Raw genomic sequence first — 18329 nt, forward strand, 5'->3', positions numbered from 1 at the left:
GCGCTTTGTCTCGTCATTCACGATTATCTGCAAGGCGTTTCCTCCAAATTCGTCTGTGCGCAACGCGCGGCGGGAAGGCAGGTGTACGCTGCCTGTTTCATGACATCAGGACGACCGGTCCCGCAGCGGGATCAGGACGTTCCCGGGAAAATGATGCGACCCACCTCCGCTGCGCGTGCAGGCGACAGCAGAAAGCCATGGCGATACATACCATTGACGGTAATGCGACGCCCGTCACAATGCACACGGGGTACATTATCAGGATAAGACGGTCGTATGCCTGCATTCGCCTCGATGATCTCCGCTTCGGCGAAAGCCGGGTGCAGCGTGTAGAGCGCGTTCAGCAATTCGCTCATGGCCCTGACGGTGATGGCTCGGTCGTCATCGCTCTCGACCATGGTGGCCCCCGCCATGAAGATGCCCTGCTCGCGCGGCACGATATAGATCGGGATGCGCGGATGCAGCATCCTCACCGGACGGTGCAAACGCATCTCGAGACAGCGGACCAGAATCATCTCACCGCGAACACCGCGTAATTTCGGTTCCGCTTCACGCGCCTCGATACCGGTGCAATCGATGACCCAATCGAAATCCTCGTCGATCCGGGTGGTATCGAGCCGGATATGCCCCCCAAGGGTCAGGAGGCGCTCCTTCAGACGCGCCAGAGCGAGACGTGGATCAACATGCCCCTCTTCTGCAAAATACAACGCCTTATCAAAACGTCCCTCAAGATCGGGTTCGAGCGCTGCAATCCTGGGCGCGTCAATCGTCTCGAAATGGCTTGTCCTGCGCCCGAAACGGGCAAGCTCGACCTGATCGCGTGGCGGCGCCACGACAAGGCTGCCATTGCGCAACACGCCCGGAACGTGATCAGCCCACCATTGCAGAGAGTCCAGTGAGTCACGTGTGACTTCTTCCGGTGCAGATTCTGCCTCACACCACGGCGCGAGCATGCCGCCAGCATACCACGAGGCCCCACTTCCGATGCGCGGACCGGCCTCATGCAAAGTGACCTGAGCCCCTTTTTCCGCAAGGGTGACGGCAGTCACGAGGCCAGCTACGCCCGCCCCCTGGATGAGTATCGCTGGTCCCGATCCTGGCATTTTTACGGCCCCCTGACTGTTTCGGGGCAGGTTACTCCACGGTCACAGATTTGGCGAGATTGCGCGGCTGATCGACATCGGTGCCCCGACGCAGGGCCACTTCATAGGCCAGGATCTGGACCGGAATCGTGTAGAGGATGGGGGCCACGAACGGATCGACATCGGGCAGGATCACCATATGTTCGGCCAGACCACTCAGCCTTTCCGCCCCCTTCTGGTCGGTAAAGGCCATGATGCGTCCGCCGCGCGCCTTTGCCTCCTGGATATTCGACAGCGTCTTGTCGAACAGAATGGTCGAAGGCGCGATGACGACAATGGGCACATCCTTGTCGATCAGCGAGATCGGTCCGTGCTTCATCTCGCCCGCCGCATAAGCCTCGGCGTGGATATAGGAGATCTCCTTGAGCTTGAGGGCGCCTTCCAGAGCAACCGGGAAGCAGATACCCCGGCCCAGATAGAGCACGTCGCGCGCTTCCGACACGGCTGCCGCCATGGCCTGGATATCGCTCACCCTCGAGAAGACCTCAGCCGCTCGCGACGGCAGATCCAGCAGATGCGCCAGGAGGTCGCCCTCGCGCTTGGTTGACATCACGCCACGCGCACGGGCTATGGCGATGGTCAGCACGGCCAGAACCGAGAGCTGAGCGGTGAAGGCCTTGGTACTGGCAACCGAAATCTCGGGGCCGGCGACCATTCCGAGCACAACATCGCTCTCGCGGCCCATCGTGCTTCCCTCGACATTGAGGATGGAGACGATGTGCTGCTCGCGCTCACGCAGGCTGCGCAACGCAGCAAGCGTATCGGCTGTTTCCCCCGATTGCGAGATCATCAGCGCCATGCCTCTGGGCGTGAGCGGCGGATTGCGATAACGCAGCTCGGAAGCGACATCGATATCGACCGGCAGACGCGCCTCCGCCTCGAGCCAGTAGCGGGCAACCAGGCCAGCGTAGAACGCAGAACCACAGGCCGTGATGATGGCGCGCGGCAATTCCGCCATATCGAACGGGAATTCAGGCAGGGCGATGTCACGCGTCACGGGGTCGATGATGCGCTGCAATGTCTGGCCGATTACCACCGGATGTTCATGGAGCTCCTTTTCCATGTAGTGGCGATAGCCATCCTTGCCGACCGTTCCCGCGATCAGTGCGATCGTCTGGACAGCACGCTGCACACGCTGCCCGGATGCGTCATAGAACTCGACACTATCGGGCTGGAGAACGCACCAATCCCCGTCATCCAGATAGGCAATGCGTCGCGCCAGTGGCGCAAGGGCGAGACTATCTGACCCGAGAAACATCTCACCTTCGCCAAAGCCCACCGCGAGCGGTGCGCCGTGGCGCGCCCCGATCAGGAGCCCCTCATGGCCGGTGAAAATCATTGCAAGCGCGTACGCGCCCTGAAGGCGGCCCAGGGTCTTGCTGGCGGCCTCGCGCGGCGCCATCCCCTGATCGAGATAGAAATCGACCAGCTGGGCAACGCATTCAGTGTCGGTTTCCGAGGTGAAATGGCGACCGATCGCCACCATCTCCGCTTTCAGTTCCTCGTAATTCTCGATGATGCCGTTATGCACGATCGCCACACGATCGGTCGCATGAGGGTGAGCATTGGTCTCATTGGGAAGGCCATGTGTCGCCCAGCGCGTATGCCCAATCCCGGTGATACCGGTCAGCGGCTGGACATCCAGCACAGCCTGCAGATTATCGAGCTTGCCCGCCGCACGACGACGGGCGATGCGCCCGTCCTCCAGGCTGGCAATCCCGGCAGAATCATATCCGCGATATTCGAGGCGCCTGAGCGCCTCGACGATGAGCGGAGTGGCATTCTTGTGTCCGACGACGCCGCAGATTCCGCACATCAGCCTTGTTCCTTCCTCGCACGCAGGGCGTCACGAATGCTACGCCCTCTCTCTGCCTTGTTGATCTGTCGCGAACGACCCAGAGCCAGAGCGCCGGGCTCCACATCCTCGGTAATGACGCCGCCAGCCGCCAGAAGCGCCCCGCTGCCTATCGTCACAGGCGCAACAAGGATCGAGTCGGATCCCACAAAGACGTCGTCACCAATGACGGTACGGTGCTTGAAAACGCCATCATAATTGCAGGTAATCGTCCCTGCCCCGACATTCGTACGGGCGCCGATGGTCGAATCACCGAGATAAGTCAGATGATTGGCCTTGGCCCCGTCGCCGAGTAGCGTTGCCTTGAGTTCGACGAAGTTCCCGACATGGGAGGCAACGCCACAGACAGTTTCAGGACGCAGCCGCGCATACGGGCCAATGATCGCCTCGCGCTCGACGACACATCCCTCCAGATGGCTGAATGCCCGGATACGCGCTTCTCGTCGGACAATCACTCCGGGCCCAAACACAACATTGGGCTCGACCACCACATCAGGCTCGATGATCGTATCAGTAGAGAAGAAGACCGTATCGGGCGCAACGAGAGTCACACCACCCTCGAGTGCCGCCACGCGAAGACGCTTTTGCAGGCTCGCCTCTGCAGCGGCCAGTTCGGCACGCGAATTGATACCGGCCAGCTCGTCCGCAGGCGCTTCGGCGTGGCGCACGATGCCCTCACGCGCGGCCTGGGCCACGACATCGGTAAGGTAATACTCACCCTGGGCGTTTGCATTGCCCAATGCGGCGAGCCACCGACGCAGATCCTGCGCACCTGCGCATAGCACCCCGGCATTGCACAGATCGATCGCGCGCTGCGCCTCGCTCGCATCTTTCCACTCAATGATTTCCTGAACGCATCCATTCCGAACGATGATGCGGCCATAACGGCCAGGATCCTGTGGACGCATCGCCAGCAACGCGAGCGAAACCCCGCTCTCCTGTCGCGTCGCCAGCAGGGCACGCATGGTTTCTTCGGTGATCAGGGGATTATCGGCGTAGAGTATAGCGACATCCCCCTCACCAAACAGCTCCTCCGCCATACGGGCAGCATGACCTGTACCGAGGCGTTCGCTCTGCACGATGCAGGGCCAGGGCGCCGCGGCCTTTTCGAGCGCTGCCATATCCGGCCCGACCACAACCACGATTCTGTCGAACACGGATTTCGCCGTCTCGATCAGATGCGTGATCATGGGGCGTCCACCCAGCGGGTGCAGAGCTTTAGGCAGGCTAGAGCGCATGCGTGTCCCGAGCCCCGCCGCAAGGATCACGGCGGTCGTCGGTTTGTGATGGCGAACGGGCTGGCCGTCGGAAATGGAAAGTGATGTCATATCGTTACGTGGCGTAGCCAACCCGACAGAGAGCTGTCAAACCGCAGCTCTGTCACTTCGGATTGCTGATTATTGCATTCGCCCGCTTTGTGAGGACATTCGCCCGTGAGCACCGAAATCAAGACCGCCGTTTTCGATCTGGATGGAACATTGATCGACAGCCTGCCCGACCTGGCCGAGAGCGGTGCGGCGCTTCTCAAAGCCTATGATCTGCATCAGCCCAATGCTGAGACAGTGAGGGGGATGATCGGTGACGGGGCACGCAAACTGGTTGACCGGCTCCTGATCTATGGGGGCGATACTGACAAGATCGACCGCGACGAAGCAACAAAACGTTTCCTGGAACTCTACGAGCCACGCGCCGCCGAGAAGACCCGGCTTTTTCCGGACACAGTGTCTATGCTGACCACGCTGCATGAGCGCGGCATTGCCTGTGTGATCTGCACCAACAAACCGCTCAAGGCAGCTCAGGCGATTGTGGAGAAGCTTGGCATCGCCGCGCTGATCGACGCCATTGGGGGCGGAGACAGTTTCTCCGTCCGCAAGCCCGATCCGGATCATATTCGCAAGACCATGCGCATGATCAATGCCGAGCCCACACATGGCATCATGATCGGGGATCACCAAAACGATATCGCGGCCGCTCTGGCAGTGCCGATGCCAGCCCTTTTCGCCAGCTGGGGCTACGGCGATCGCAGCATGAGCGCCCATGCCACCGCCATCGCAGGTTGTGTGGCCGAACTTCCCCGTCTGATCTACGATCTCTCACGACCGATATAGGGGTACGTTCGACGGCGGGACAACGCGTCCCACCGTCTGAAACGTCCCGCCATCAGGGCTGGATGACGGGGGTATGATCCAGCACCGCCGTCATCTGGCCGAGCTTGGGATGCTCGAACTCGATACGGACTGCCGTCAGACCGACACCCGGAATGTCCTGAAACCAGGCGGATCCGGGATGCGGAGCCTTCATCACGTCGAGATGCGATGAGTCCTTGATGAACCCCGCTTCCTGCTGCCCGACAAAATCGCATCGGAGCGCGATGCCCTTGAATTTCTGCCCAAAGGTCTCGGGGACCTCCCCCTTGAAGGGGCCATGCGATGTCATGGCGCTCAAGCGAAGCCCATCGAACACATGGGCATTGCCGTCACATCTGCCGGTATGGCGCACATTCTCGAGCAGAAGCGCCATGGCGCTCAGCGTGTCCATTGAATGGGACAGCTCGGCCTGTGGCACATCCTCACGATCGCTCTCCTTAGGGTCGAGAGTCACGATGTGCGGCGCATCATCAGCGTATTGCAGCACGACACTGCGGTGGCGCCCGCGCGAATAGCCAGCGCTTTCGTAACCCACCGGGTGAACCCAGTCATGGTCGAAATGACCCTGCGCCGTACTCTGAATATCCATGCGCAGGAACAGGCTCATGAACCCACCGGCATGAAGCGTGGTCCTGATACCGTACCCCAATTCCGTCAGGGTATAATCCGCCGTGGCATCAACCACATGCAGGCCATGATTATAGACCCGATAAATGGCGGTTGTCTGACCCACATTGGTTGCGGGAGAAGCAGCTGAGTGTGCCGCCGCCCCATTGCCCAGATCGGCAGCGCAAGCCTGCCCGCCAAGCGCTAACAGCGCCGCACCCAGCGAAAGCGCCCCGCGCGACGTCAGACACTCAAACGTCAAGATTGGCGACCTTCTGGGCATTGCCGACGATAAAGTCGCGACGCGGCTCCACCACATCGCCCATGAGGGTCGAGAAGACTTGCCCGGCATCTTCCACATCGCCCACCTTGACCTGAAGCAGGATGCGGGTTGCCGGGTCGAGGGTCGTATCCCAGAGCTGCTCATTATTCATCTCGCCAAGGCCTTTGAACCGGTTGATGGCAAGGCCTTTGCGCCCCTGCTGCACCACCCGGTCGAAAACCATGGCCGGACCCGCAAGTTCCACGGCCTGGCTGTCGAGCGCCAATTTCGCCGCACCCTCGAAATCTCCGGCGATGCGGCCGCCTTCTCCCGCTAGCCAGCGCGCCTCTGCCGAACGCAGCAGCACGGCATCGAGCGTATAGACTTCACCTACGCCGCGTACGCTGCGCGCCAGCCGCAGGCCTCCGTCTTCAGTCGGGCCTACCATCCAGCCGCGCTCATTGACCGGCGAGGCGGCATCGAGACGCGCCTGCAGGATGGGCGCGCGTTCCTGGGCAATCTCATGCCCGAGGGACAGGGCGCGCGCCACATAGGCCTGCTCCAGCACCCAGACCGGAATCTTGCTCGCCATCGCCGTCAGGGTCTTCGCCACCTGCCCCATGGCCTTGACACGCTCCATCAACGCCTCGCCCGCGATCACCTCGCCACTCGACAAGGTCAGCGTGGCATTGGTGAGCGCCTTGTCGAGCAGATACTGCTCCAGAGCCGCATCGTCCTTCAGATAGCGTTCCTCGTTACCGCGCTTGGCGCGGTAAAGCGGCGGCTGGGCGATATAGAGATATCCCTTCTCGATCAGCTCCGGCATCTGACGGAAGAAGAAGGTGAGCAGCAGCGTGCGGATATGGGATCCGTCAACATCGGCGTCCGTCATGATGACGATCTTGTGGTAGCGCAGTTTCTCGATCGAGAAACCACCCTGCTCCACATCGCCACGACCGATGCCGGTGCCGAGCGCCGTGATCAGGGTACCGACTTCAGCAGAGCCGAGCATACGATCGAAACGCGCACGCTCGACATTGAGGATCTTGCCCTTGAGGGGAAGGATAGCCTGGAAACGACGGTCGCGCCCCTGCTTGGCCGTACCGCCTGCCGAGTCACCCTCGACGATGAACAATTCGGCCTTGCTCGCGTCCCGCTCCTGACAATCCGCCAGCTTGCCTGGCAGCGAGGACACATCGAGCACGCCCTTGCGCCGGGTAAGCTCGCGGGCGCGCCGGGCAGCGTCACGCGCCGCAGCCGCCTCATTCACCTTGGCAATCACGGCCTTGGCTTCACGCGGATGGGTTTCGAACCAATGCCCGATGGCATCTGCTGCGGTCACATGCACAACAGGCTGCACCTCGGAGGAAACAAGCTTGTCCTTGGTCTGGGACGAAAATTTGGGGTCAGGCACCTTCACCGACAGCACCGCCGTCATGCCTTCGCGCATGTCTTCACCCGTGAGGGAAGCAGCGTTCTTGGACGATCCGGTATCGGCGTATTTGCCCACAACGCGTGTCAGGGCCTGGCGGAACCCGGCCAGATGCGTACCGCCATCGCGCTGGGGGATGTTATTGGTGAAGCACAGCATCGTTTCATGGAAGCTGTCATTCCAGGTCAGCGCGAACTCGACGCGGATGCCACTCTCGGCATGATCGATCGCACCGACGATGGGCGGGGTGACGATCGAGGTCTTGCTCGCGTCAAGATATTCCACAAAGGCACTGAGCCCCCCCTCATAGCAGAATACCACTTCCTTGTTCTCGGCGTGACGCTCGTCCCGAAGCACGATCTCGAGGCCGGAATTCAGAAACGCCAGTTCGCGCATGCGGCGTTCGAGAATGGCAAAATCGAAATCGACTTTCGTGAACGTCTGCTTGCTGGGTTTGAATGTGACCAGCGTGCCACGCGGCTCTTCACTCGCGCCGATAACAGCCAGCGCCTCGTCGCGCTCGCCATGCTGGAAGCGAATGAAATGCTCGGTGTTGTTACGCCAGATGCGGACTTCCATCCACTCCGAGAGCGCGTTGACCACAGCCGCGCCAACGCCATGCAGACCACCGGAAACCTTGTAGGAATTCTGGTTAAACTTGCCGCCGGCATGGAGCTTGGTCAGCACGACTTCAGCCGCGCTTACGCCCTCCTCCTCATGCATATCGGTCGGGATGCCACGGCCGTTATCGCGTACGCTCACCGACCCGTCGCCATTGAGCGTCAGGATGCAGCGTGTTGCATGACCTGCCTGCGCCTCGTCCACGGCGTTGTCGATGATCTCGAAGACCATATGGTGCAGTCCCGAGCCATCGTCCGTGTCGCCAATATACATGCCGGGGCGTTTGCGTACCGCATCGAGCCCCTTGAGAACCGAGATGGATGAGGCGCCATAATCGGCTTCGTCATCGAGGTTCTCAGGCAACTCGGTCGGACGGATCTGTTCGGACATGCTGGCGTGACGCTCCTACTCGCAACAAGCGATCAATATAGCCCCTCTGACGAGCCACGGCTAGGGCGTTGGGATACGGGCCGGGGACCCAAGAAACCCACCTGTCGGAAATGTCGCAATCGAGGGACCGAGCTTTCGACGTGACGAGGCCGAGTCTTCATCGAGCGCTCCTTGCATAGCAACCCAAAGCCTCGTGACGGCTTCTCATAATGTGTCGGCCGACCGGCACGGTTCCTTCTTGTCAAAAGCGAGTTCCGACGCCATGAGCAACCCGTCCGATCCCTCTATCCCCCGTTCTGCGGCTCTACCCCCCGAGAATGCGTCGCCAACGTCCGACCGGGCCAATGCCCGAGCGACCTCACCCAGCAGACGCGGCATGATGCAAGGCGCGACGCTTGGGCTCGCCGGGCTCGTGGCCGCGACCAGTCGCGCGCAGGCAGCATCTGCTCAGGGGGCATCGGTACAGGCGGGGGCGGCGCCTCTGGCCGATCCGCAAAAGCTCTATCCCCACGCCCCGTTTGCCTCTCAACCTCAGGAATGGCCAGGGCTGCAATCGCGCATGCATCCCAAGCCCGATTGCGGCGAGAGCAGCTACAAGGGCAGTGGTCGCATGGCAGGACGGCGCGCGCTCATCACGGGCGGGGATTCCGGGCTCGGCCGATCCGCTGCCATCGCCTTCGCCCGCGAAGGCGCGGACGTTGCCATCAACTACCTCCCGCAGGAAGAAGAGGATGCCAGGGAAGTTATCGCCCTGATCCGCAAGGCAGGATGCAAGGCCGTTGCCCTGCCGGGTGATATTCGCTCGGAGGCATTCTGCCAGAAGCTGGTCAACGATGCCGCAACGGCGCTGGGCGGTCTGGATACACTGGTCAATTGTGCCGGACGCCAGCATCACCATGACAGTATTATCGAACTCAGCACCCAGGAATTCGACTGGACGCTCAAGACCAATCTCTATGCGTTGTTCTGGATCATCAAGGCGGCCATTCCGCATATGCCGCCCGGAAGCGCCATCGTGAACACGGCGTCCTCCAATGCCTATAACCCGTCCGAGATCATCATCGATTACAGCCTGACGAAAGCAGGCATTGCCAATCTGACGAAATCGCTCGCCAAGCAGCTTCTCCCCAAAGGGATTCGCATCAATGCCGTCGCCCCGGGTCCTTTCTGGACACCGCTTCAGGTCTGTGGTGGCCAACCCATGTCAGCTGTCGAGAAATACGGCACCACCGTGCCGATGGGACGGCCGGGACAACCGGCGGAGATCGCGCCGCTCTACGTCACCCTTGCTTCGACCGAAGCCAGCTACATCACGGGGCAGATCTACGGCATTACCGGCGGCACCGGTATGCCGGGGTGACAGCGGGTCCCGCGGTAGCTCTGACATGCCTGTTTGCGCGTGAAGGAGTTTCAAAAAGGGGTGCATCGCGTCCAGGCGATGCACCCCCTCGTTACGCATGATGTCCTATCGGTTTCGAGGGACACCGCGTGGAAACAGACCGGTCAGTCGATCTCCGCCTGCTGACCATTGATGACCAGTCCCTTGTCATTGGCAGAGACATGGACGGTCTGGCCATCGAAGATCGTCCCGTCCAGAAGGAGCCCGGCCAATGTGTTCTGCAGGCTGCGCTGGATCACACGCTTGAGCGGACGCGCCCCATAGACTGGATCGTAGCCGGATTCAGCCAGCCAGTCATCGGCCGCCTGGTCGAGATCCAGCGTGATCTTGCGATCGGCCAGCAGCTCACGCAGCCTCTTGAGCTGGATCGACACGATACGGTTCATATCGGCCCGTTGCAGACGCGAGAACAGCACGATCTCGTCGAGACGGTTCAGGAATTCCGGTCTGAAATGGCTGCGCACCACCGCCATGACCTGCGCCTGAACCAGAGCCGTGCTCTCTCCATCGGGCTGCTGGGCGAGAATATCCGAACCAAGATTGGAGGTCAGGATGATGATCGTGTTGCGGAAATCGACAACACGTCCCTGCCCGTCCGTCAGACGCCCGTCATCCAGCACCTGCAGCAGGATATTAAACACATCTTCATGCGCCTTCTCGACCTCGTCGAACAGGATGACCTGATAGGGCCTGCGACGCACGGCCTCGGTCAGCACACCGCCCTCTTCATAGCCGACATAGCCCGGAGGCGCGCCGACCAGACGGGAGACTGCATGCTTCTCCATGAACTCGCTCATATCGACACGCAGCATGGCCCGATCGTCATCGAACAGGAACTGTGCCAGCGCCTTGGCCAGCTCTGTCTTGCCCACGCCGGTAGGGCCGAGGAAGAGGAATGAGCCGATCGGACGGTTGGGGTCCTGCAGACCCGCGCGCGCACGGCGCACGGCGTTGGACACGGCCTTGAGCGCAGGTTCCTGACCCACTACGCGCTCGCGCAGTTCGTCTTCCATGCGCACAAGCTTGGCACGTTCGCCCTCAAGCATCCTGTCCACCGGAACACCAGTCCAGCGCGACACGACAGAGGCGATGCCCTGATCCGTCACCGCCTCGCTGAACAGACCCGCCTGAGCGGCGTCCTTCTGCTCTTCCTGCTGGGCCTCTTCGATCTGACGCTCGAGACCCGGGATGGTCGCATACATCAGCTCGGAGGCCTTGCCGAGATCCCCCTTACGCTGGGCGATTTCGACTTCGGAGCGCGCCTGATCGAGCTGCTCCTTGAGCTTCTGGATCGCATTCACACGGTCCTTCTCCGCATGCCAGGCCGCACCCAGCGTGTCGGACTGCTCCTGCAGGTCGGCCAGCTCAACCTCGAGCTTGACCAGACGCTCGCGGCTCGCGCTGTCATCTTCCTTACGTATGGCCTCGCGCTCGATCTTGAGCTGAATGATGCGTCGGTCGAGTTCGTCCAGAGCCTCTGGCTTACTGTCAATCTGCATGCGCAGACGGCTCGCGGCCTCATCCATCAGATCGATGGCCTTATCCGGCAGGAAGCGGTCGGTGATGTAACGATTGGACAGCGTCGCCGCAGCGACGAGGGCACCATCGGTGATGCGGACACCGTGATGGAGTTCGTATTTCTCCTTGATGCCACGCAGGATGGAAATAGTATCCGCAACCGAGGGTTCACCGACGAAAACCGGCTGGAAGCGCCGGGCCAGTGCCGCGTCTTTTTCGATGTACTTGCGATACTCGTCCAGCGTGGTGGCACCAATGCAGTGCAGAACGCCTCGAGCGAGTTCCGGCTTGATCAGGTTCGAGGCATCCATTGCGCCATCGGAGCGGCCGGCTCCTACCAGCGTATGCATCTCATCGATGAACAGAATGACCTGCCCCTCGGCACTGTCGATCTCCTTGAGAACGGCCTTGAGCCGCTCCTCGAATTCGCCGCGATATTTCGCACCGGCCACCAGCGCACCCATATCGAGCGAGAGCAGCTTCTTGTTGCGCAACGCTTCGGGTACGTCGCCATTGACGATACGCAGCGCCAGGCCTTCCACGATGGCCGTCTTGCCCACACCGGGCTCGCCTATCAGGACCGGATTGTTCTTGGTACGGCGCGCCAGAACCTGGATAGCGCGACGAATCTCCTCATCGCGACCGATCACTGGATCGAGCTTACCCGACAGGGCAACGGCAGTGACATCGCGCGCATATTTCTTGAGCGCGTCGAACCCTGCCTCGGCGTTCGCACTATCGACGACCCGGCCCTTGCGCAATTCGGCCACTGCACGCTCAAGGGCCTTGGCATCGGCCTTGCCCTCGGACAGAGCCTGTCCGGCACCTGATTTGCTCGCGGCAAGCGCCACGAGCAGGCGATCCTGCGCCACGAAACTGTCGCCCGCGCGCTGGGCATCCTGTTCGGCTGTATCAAGGGTGCGGACAAGATCAGGCGTCGCCTGAGGCTGGCCTGCGCCGCCGCCCTGGACTTTGGGCAAACGCGCCAGCGCGGCGTCATTGGCCATGCGGACACTATCGGGATTTCCACCGGCGGCGCGGATGAGTGCAGACGCGGCCCCTTCCGGGTCGTCCAGAAGCGCCTTGAGAAGATGCTCGGGCGTCAATTGCTGATGGTAGTCGCGCAGGGCGATGGTCGATGCGGCCTGAAGAAAACCGCGGCTACGTTCGGTGAATTTCTCAATATTCATGTCTTGGCAATGCTCCTATGCCCCGTGAAGGCGGCCAGTTGCGACAGCGAGAACCCCATCTAGGCGATCCTAGCAGTGTCATAACTTCAAGATGGGAGATTTTTTTTGATTGCCAAGAGCGGCTTACTGCGAATTCGCACGCGCGACCACGCCTGCGAAGAACAGAGCGTCTCCCGCCTCACCCTCATGCAGTCAATTTCTCTGCAATCCGAAAAGACGGGAGGCTGTGCGACTCAAATTCAGACAGCTTCCCGCAGCGCCTTGATCTGTGCCTCGAACTCCTCGATCGAGAATGGCCGCCCGAAGATCTCGATCTGATCGGTCTGCAGATAGACTCCGGTACCGGGGATCGTCACCCTGACGAAGCGACCGAGCACACCCGCCTCATCACGCCAGATGAAAGGCGTACCATCGAGACCGCCAAATACCGGGCCGCCCTGACGATCGATGATCGTGCTCCAGAAGAAACGATCGTGAGAAACCTCAACCCGGAAGGAAGACAAGCGCTCCAGCACGCCATCGAGGCGATTGAAGATCATGATCTCATGGATATGGCAGAGCTCTCCCAGATCGACCATCCACCAGGGATTGTCCTCGAGGGCCGTGTGATGTTGAGGCCGTCCCATGAGACGCCCCGAGACAGCGCGGCAAGCATCCTCGTCACGCGAGCCCTCGTGAAGCGTGGAACTCTGCGTCGCGCGCTTCCCGCGAGACAGTAACGGCCAGTCGGCCAACGGGATGATGATGCCCGCGCGTGCCTTGCCGATCAGGGATTCCCAATAGTCCTTGAGATAGCTGTCGGAAACCTCGTTGGTATGGGCGTGATACGCCGCACGTTCCTCTGCGGTCTTGTCACCCCAATGCTTTTGCGCTCCGAAATCGCCCAGACAGCCACGCCTGTTCCGACGATCGAAATCCTCTTCCGAGCGAATGTTGAAATGCGCGATGTAACCGGCCTCTACCAGTCGGGCACGGCGGTTTTCAGCGTTCAAGAAGGACCAGGCTTTCTCGGGGAAATTCTCGTAATAGCCCTCCATCGACTCACCGAGCATGTTGCAGGCCCGCAAGGGAGCGCCCAGTCCGAACAGATCGTGATGAATCGCGACGTGCTGGTTCTCATAGGAGAGCCGATATGAAACAGCCCCCGCCTTGGCCAGGATCTTGGTGAAAGGAGAAGCTCCGCTCTCGCGCATCGTGTAATTGCGCAGCACACCGTCGGTCGGACGGGTAGCGTGGCCGGAATGCCCGTAGCCACACCAGTTCAGATAGATCGCGTCGTGATCGCCGCCGAAGCGTGCGCTGACCTGACGAATGTCATTGCTGCCCGGCAGACAGACATATTCGTCCACGTCGAGGAACATGAGCCATTTCGTCTCATGCACGTGATGACGCAGGAAATGACGATACATCTGCAGTTGTTCGCCCGTGTAACGATAATGATGGAAGGTGACGAAAGGCTGCCCCTCCATCATGAACGGCAGCACGGCCTCGTAAAGCGCCGAGGGATCATCGTCATTACAGTAGAGGTAGACGTGATCGAACCCGATCGACCGATGATAGCTCAGCCATTCGGCGATGGAATCGGATTCCCAGCGCGCGCATGCCACCAGCACGTGCTGATAGCGCGCCTGAGGCCAAATTCCCTTGTTATGGGCGACGGCAAGAGGAAGCTTGCCAAAACTCGCGAGGTCCTGGGATTGTTTTTTCTTGGGCGAAAACGGGGGCATGGCTCTTATGTTCATCCTGCTCGGAACGAGTTCAGCGCGTCTATCAGACAGAACGCGATAATAAATCCCCTCCCGCCACGACAACAGTGAATTCTTGTGACATGTCACGGCAAATAACCGTTTTCACGGGCCGATCACGATATGTGCTTTGTCAAACGGCAACCATCCCTCCCCGGTCGCGTGTTCATCAAAACGCTCACGGTACAGGATTGCCTCGATGACCGATCTGCTTTCTCCCATGCTGCTTCCAGAAACGAGTTGGGTGCGCCGAGCCGCGCATCGTCACTGGCTCGCCGCCGAGGGGCGCCGGCTGCTGCGTTTTGCCTCAGCCTCACGCATGGAAGGAGGGTTCGGAGCCCTGGGTCGCGACGGCAAGCTTCCTGCGGACAGCGTTCCGGATGGTATTCTCACGGCGCGTATGGTGCACGCGTTCGCCATGGCCGCGCTACAGGGTATCCCGGGATGCCTGCCCATGGTCCGCCATGGCGTAGGGGCCCTTCTCGGCCCGCTGCATGACAAGGAGCATGGCGGCTGGTATGCCAGCCCGGCCAATCCTGAAGCGCGCAAGCAGGCCTATCTGCATGCCTTCGTAGCTCTTGCCGGCTCCTCGGCCACGCTTCTCGGCGTGGAGGGCGGTGAAAGACTCCTCTCTCTGGCGACCGACGTACTCGAGGGGCGCTACTGGTCGGAAGAAGAAGGGGTCATGCGCGAGAGTTTCGCTGCTGACTGGAGCGATGAGGAAGATTATCGCGGCGCCAACGCAAACATGCATTCCACCGAAGCCTGCCTGGCCCTCGCCGATATCACGGGAGATGATAAATGGCTCGATCGCGCGCATCTCATCGTCCACCGTTTCGTGCATGAAATCGCGGGCAATAACGATTTTTGCATGCCCGAGCATTTCGACCGCCAGTGGACCCTTCTTCGCGAGTACAACAAGGACAAGCCGATGGACCCTTTGCGCCCGTATGGCATGACGCCTGGCCATTTCTCGGAATGGGCGCATCTGACACTCAAAGTCGAAGCAGCGCTTCTTCGCCGCACCGGCACCGCACCCGGGTGGATGCTTCATGACGCGCGGGCACTGCTCGATTCGGCGTTGCGCCTCGGCTGGGGACCGGACGGAAAGCCGGGGATGATCTATACGATCGACTGGGACCACCGCCCTCACGTCACCAACCGCGCGCATTGGGTGCAGGCGGAAACCGTCACAGCTGCGGTCAACCTGCTCAAGCGCACCGGCAGCCCGGCTTACGAAATGTGGTACCGCAAGGTCTGGGACTATATCGCCGACACGTTGATCGACCATGACCAGGGCGGCTGGCGTAACGAGGTCGATGCAGACGGGCATGTTTCCGGCGCCGTATACGCGGACAAGGCGGATCTATACCATGCATTTCAGGCCACCGTGGCACCGATCCTGCCATTATCGCCCTGCCTGACCCTCGCCCTGCGGGAATCAGATATCGTCTGACAGTAAAGGCTCTCGTTTCCCGGACGAGGCCACTGCTCCCACGGCTGCGCCGGTCACGTCACGCCGCAAAAATCACGTTCCCTATTCCGTGCCACCCGGACCCTGGATCTGATCATAGCCCACAGACCCGGGCGGTGCGCCGCGCGGGATGAGCGGCTCGTCAGAGACATGGATGGCCTGAAGCCGATCCGGACCAAGGCGTCGGGCCACAACCAGCTTTCCGTAAGCGGTCTGGTACCCATAGCCCTCGGCGTAGATTGGCGCTCCCGGTTGCAGGTATCGTGTCCGTGCACCCGAGGCGGGTACACGCAGCACCGTTCCACTATCGAGCAGTGCCCCGTTCAGCGCCCCGTCACCATCATGGAGCAGACGCGCAATTCGCCCTTGCGCGCTCGCGGGAGGGGCCGAGGTAACCAGCTCCGGCATGGGGGCTGCACAAAGATCCTGCTTGTCGCTCAAAGCAAAAGCCCGGATCAGGTGCAGGGCAGGAGCGATCAGCCCCCTCACGGTCAGGCTGGAACCGGCGCGCAGATGATGATCCTGCGCGGCGAGGCCCGGAGGCATTTCAATCTCGGTCCCATCGGTCAGGATCGCCCCGACCGCGTCACCCTGTGTGCCAGGGAGCAGACGTTCGACCTTCCCGGAGTATCGCTGCATCCCCCGAAGGTCGAACACGCATTGCGAGGCGCCTTGCCCAGGTGAGGCGCTCGTCACGACCTGAGTCGCCTTAATAGGACCTGCGGCGAGGGCCGCGCCGGAATGCCAGATACACAGGGCGAAAAGCGCTGTCGCCATACGGCGAGAGGACTGACCCGAGCCTCTGGACATCATGCGCATGGCGTAAACTCCCTCATCAGATTCGATATCAGCCCGGCGGTTACCGGGCACGGCACTTAATGGCGGAAATGCCGCATCCCAGTGAACACCATCGCGATACCGGCGGCATCGGCGGCGTCGATCACTTCCTGATCACGGATGGAGCCACCCGGCTGGATAACCGCAACGGCGCCAGCGGCGATGACACTCTCGAGCCCATCGGCAAACGGAAAGAATGCGTCTGAAGCCGCCACAGAACCTTGGGTGAGCGCCACGCTCTCACCAGCCGCCTCAGCGGCATCGAGGCTCTTGCGAGCCGCGATACGGGCAGAATCAACGCGAGACATCTGACCAGCACCGATTCCGACGGTCGCGCGGTCCTTGGCATAGATCACAGCATTGGACTTCACGTGCTTGGCGACACGGAACGCGAAGAGCAAATCGACCATTTCGGCTTCGCTCGGCGCGCGCTTGGTCACGACGCGGAGATCCGCCTCCTGCACCTGCCCCGCATCCCGGCTCTGGGCCAGGAAACCGCCTGCAACCGATTTGAACGTCATGCCTGCTTCAGTGGCCGAAGGCAGACCGCCTGTGAGCAACAGACGCAGGTTCTTCTTGCGGCTGAGAACTGCCTTTGCGCCGTCCGTGGCGTCCGGCGCAACGATCACTTCGGTGAAGATGGTGGAGATGAGTTCGGCAGTGGCTTCATCAAGGGGGCGATTGAGCGCAACGATCCCGCCAAATGCGGAAACCGGATCGCATCTGAGCGCAGCTTTCCAGGCGGCCTCGAGAGTTTCGGCGCTGGCAACCCCGCAAGGGTTGGCATGCTTGACGATCACGACGCTCGGCTTGTCGAATTCGGCAACTGCCTCGAAGGCGGCGTCCGTGTCGTTCAGGTTGTTATAGCTGAGCGCCTTGCCCTGAATCTGGGTTGCGGTGGCCAGTCCATAACGCTTGTCGGACGTGGCGTAGAATGCAGCGTCCTGATGAGGATTCTCGCCGTAGCGCAGCAACTCGCGACGCGAACCCGTGAGCGTCATGGTCTCAGGCAGCATGTCTCCGCGCTGCTTCGCGAACCAGGTCGCAATCATCGAGTCATAGGATGCCGTATGCGCGTAGGCAGCGCCGGCCCATACCGTGCGCTCCTGCAGCGTCGAGCCCCCCTTTTCGAGCGCCTCCATCAATGCGGGATACTGCGCGGGTTCGGTCAGGATCACGACGTGATCATGATTCTTGGCGGCAGCGCGGATCATGGCCGGCCCACCGATATCAATGTTCTCGATACAGTCCTCAGGACCCGCTCCCGAGGCCACCGTCGCGGCAAACGGGTAGAGATTGACGCAAACCAGGTCGATCGGGGCGATCTGATGGGCTTCCATCTGCTCACGATGGGAGGCCAGATCGCGACGCCCGAGAATCCCCCCATGGATCTGAGGGACGAGGGTCTTCACGCGTCCGTCGAGAATTTCCGGAAAACCCGTATGATCCGAAACATCCGTAACCGCCAGCCCCGCATCGCGGAGCGCCCTGGCAGAGCCGCCCGTCGAGAGCAGCTGCACATTCTGCGCCGTCAGGGCGCGACCGAGGTCGATCAGCCCGGTCTTGTCGGAAACAGAGAGAAGCGCCCTGCGAATGGGCAGGCGGTCGGCAGAGGTCATGTCAGGCTCCAGAGTAACCGGCATTCAGCGCTGGTATTCAGCGACGGAGGCTCCGCCATTGCCCGTCATGGACCGGCACCCGAGACCGCACC

General features: G+C 61.1%; 12 protein-coding genes. 3 read left to right on the forward strand and 9 right to left on the reverse strand.

Going from position 1 to position 18329, the window contains the following annotated elements:
* Positions 1-131: 131 nt before the first annotated feature.
* The 3 genes from thiO to glmU are packed head-to-tail and all read right to left on the reverse strand — an operon-like array spanning position 132 to position 4325.
* Positions 132-1103 carry a glycine oxidase ThiO gene (thiO, locus tag C0V97_RS08310; RefSeq protein WP_127102157.1) on the reverse strand — a complete coding sequence of 324 codons (972 nt, stop codon included), beginning with the start codon at positions 1101-1103 and terminating at the stop codon, positions 132-134.
* 31 nt (positions 1104-1134) lie between these two features.
* Positions 1135-2958, reverse strand: a complete 1824-nt coding sequence (gene glmS, locus C0V97_RS08315) for a glutamine--fructose-6-phosphate transaminase (isomerizing) (protein WP_127102158.1) — start codon at positions 2956-2958, stop codon at positions 1135-1137.
* Positions 2958-4325: a bifunctional UDP-N-acetylglucosamine diphosphorylase/glucosamine-1-phosphate N-acetyltransferase GlmU gene (gene glmU / locus C0V97_RS08320; RefSeq protein ID WP_127102159.1), complete on the reverse strand. Its 1368-nt coding sequence runs from the start codon at positions 4323-4325 to the stop codon at positions 2958-2960. The genes glmS and glmU overlap by 1 nt, the downstream gene beginning before the upstream one ends.
* Positions 4326-4430: 105 nt before the next feature.
* On the opposite strand from glmU, the gene C0V97_RS08325 reads away from it, so the two are divergent.
* On the forward strand, positions 4431-5105 hold the full coding sequence (locus C0V97_RS08325; protein ID WP_127102160.1) for an HAD family hydrolase: 675 nt from the start codon (positions 4431-4433) through the stop codon (positions 5103-5105).
* 52 nt (positions 5106-5157) lie between these two features.
* Here the strand turns inward: C0V97_RS08325 and C0V97_RS08330 are convergent, their stop codons facing one another.
* A complete protein-coding gene (locus C0V97_RS08330) occupies positions 5158-6012 on the reverse strand; it encodes a DUF3108 domain-containing protein (protein ID WP_158625384.1) in 855 nt (284 codons plus the stop codon).
* Positions 6002-8455: a DNA topoisomerase (ATP-hydrolyzing) subunit B gene (gene gyrB / locus C0V97_RS08335; RefSeq protein ID WP_127102162.1), complete on the reverse strand. Its 2454-nt coding sequence runs from the start codon at positions 8453-8455 to the stop codon at positions 6002-6004. The genes C0V97_RS08330 and gyrB overlap by 11 nt, the downstream gene beginning before the upstream one ends.
* A gap of 376 nt (positions 8456-8831) precedes the next feature.
* Between gyrB and C0V97_RS08340 the strand changes: the two genes are divergently transcribed.
* Positions 8832-9815, forward strand: a complete 984-nt coding sequence (locus C0V97_RS08340) for an SDR family oxidoreductase (RefSeq protein ID WP_199751755.1) — start codon at positions 8832-8834, stop codon at positions 9813-9815.
* Positions 9816-9958: 143 nt separating this feature from the next.
* Here the strand turns inward: C0V97_RS08340 and clpB are convergent, their stop codons facing one another.
* Both clpB and C0V97_RS08350 read right to left on the reverse strand, forming a co-directional pair.
* Complete coding sequence (clpB, locus tag C0V97_RS08345) at positions 9959-12562, reverse strand: ATP-dependent chaperone ClpB (protein WP_127102163.1); 2604 nt, start codon at positions 12560-12562, stop codon at positions 9959-9961.
* Positions 12563-12801: 239 nt separating this feature from the next.
* Complete coding sequence (locus tag C0V97_RS08350; RefSeq protein WP_158625385.1) at positions 12802-14289, reverse strand: glycosyltransferase family 2 protein; 1488 nt, start codon at positions 14287-14289, stop codon at positions 12802-12804.
* Positions 14290-14506: 217 nt separating this feature from the next.
* Between C0V97_RS08350 and C0V97_RS08355 the strand changes: the two genes are divergently transcribed.
* Entirely contained in the window at positions 14507-15763 is a 1257-nt protein-coding gene (locus tag C0V97_RS08355) for an AGE family epimerase/isomerase (RefSeq protein WP_127102165.1), read from the forward strand.
* An 81-nt stretch (positions 15764-15844) separates the two neighbouring features.
* Here C0V97_RS08355 and C0V97_RS08360 read toward each other — a convergent pair whose 3' ends face one another.
* Both C0V97_RS08360 and purH read right to left on the reverse strand, forming a co-directional pair.
* Positions 15845-16600 (reverse strand): hypothetical protein, encoded by a 756-nt coding sequence (locus tag C0V97_RS08360; RefSeq protein ID WP_127102166.1) that lies wholly within the window; start codon positions 16598-16600, stop codon positions 15845-15847.
* 56 nt (positions 16601-16656) lie between these two features.
* Positions 16657-18237, reverse strand: coding sequence for a bifunctional phosphoribosylaminoimidazolecarboxamide formyltransferase/IMP cyclohydrolase (gene purH / locus C0V97_RS08365; protein ID WP_127102167.1), 1581 nt, complete (start codon positions 18235-18237; stop codon positions 16657-16659).
* Positions 18238-18329: the final 92 nt, after the last annotated feature.

This window comes from Asaia sp. W19, assembly GCF_003994335.1.
Taxonomy (GTDB): Bacteria; Pseudomonadota; Alphaproteobacteria; order Acetobacterales; family Acetobacteraceae; genus Asaia.

Coding starts and splice junctions, on each gene's coding strand:
- thiO (WP_127102157.1), bottom strand. CDS start 1,103: ATGCCAGGATCGGGACCAGCGATACTCATCCAGGGGGCGGGCGTAGCT.
- glmS (WP_127102158.1), bottom strand. CDS start 2,958: ATGTGCGGAATCTGCGGCGTCGTCGGACACAAGAATGCCACTCCGCTC.
- glmU (WP_127102159.1), bottom strand. CDS start 4,325: ATGACATCACTTTCCATTTCCGACGGCCAGCCCGTTCGCCATCACAAA.
- gyrB (WP_127102162.1), bottom strand. CDS start 8,455: ATGTCCGAACAGATCCGTCCGACCGAGTTGCCTGAGAACCTCGATGAC.
- C0V97_RS08340 (WP_199751755.1), top strand. CDS start 8,832: ATGATGCAAGGCGCGACGCTTGGGCTCGCCGGGCTCGTGGCCGCGACC.
- clpB (WP_127102163.1), bottom strand. CDS start 12,562: ATGAATATTGAGAAATTCACCGAACGTAGCCGCGGTTTTCTTCAGGCC.
- C0V97_RS08350 (WP_158625385.1), bottom strand. CDS start 14,289: ATGCCCCCGTTTTCGCCCAAGAAAAAACAATCCCAGGACCTCGCGAGT.
- C0V97_RS08355 (WP_127102165.1), top strand. CDS start 14,507: ATGACCGATCTGCTTTCTCCCATGCTGCTTCCAGAAACGAGTTGGGTG.
- C0V97_RS08360 (WP_127102166.1), bottom strand. CDS start 16,600: ATGCGCATGATGTCCAGAGGCTCGGGTCAGTCCTCTCGCCGTATGGCG.
- purH (WP_127102167.1), bottom strand. CDS start 18,237: ATGACCTCTGCCGACCGCCTGCCCATTCGCAGGGCGCTTCTCTCTGTT.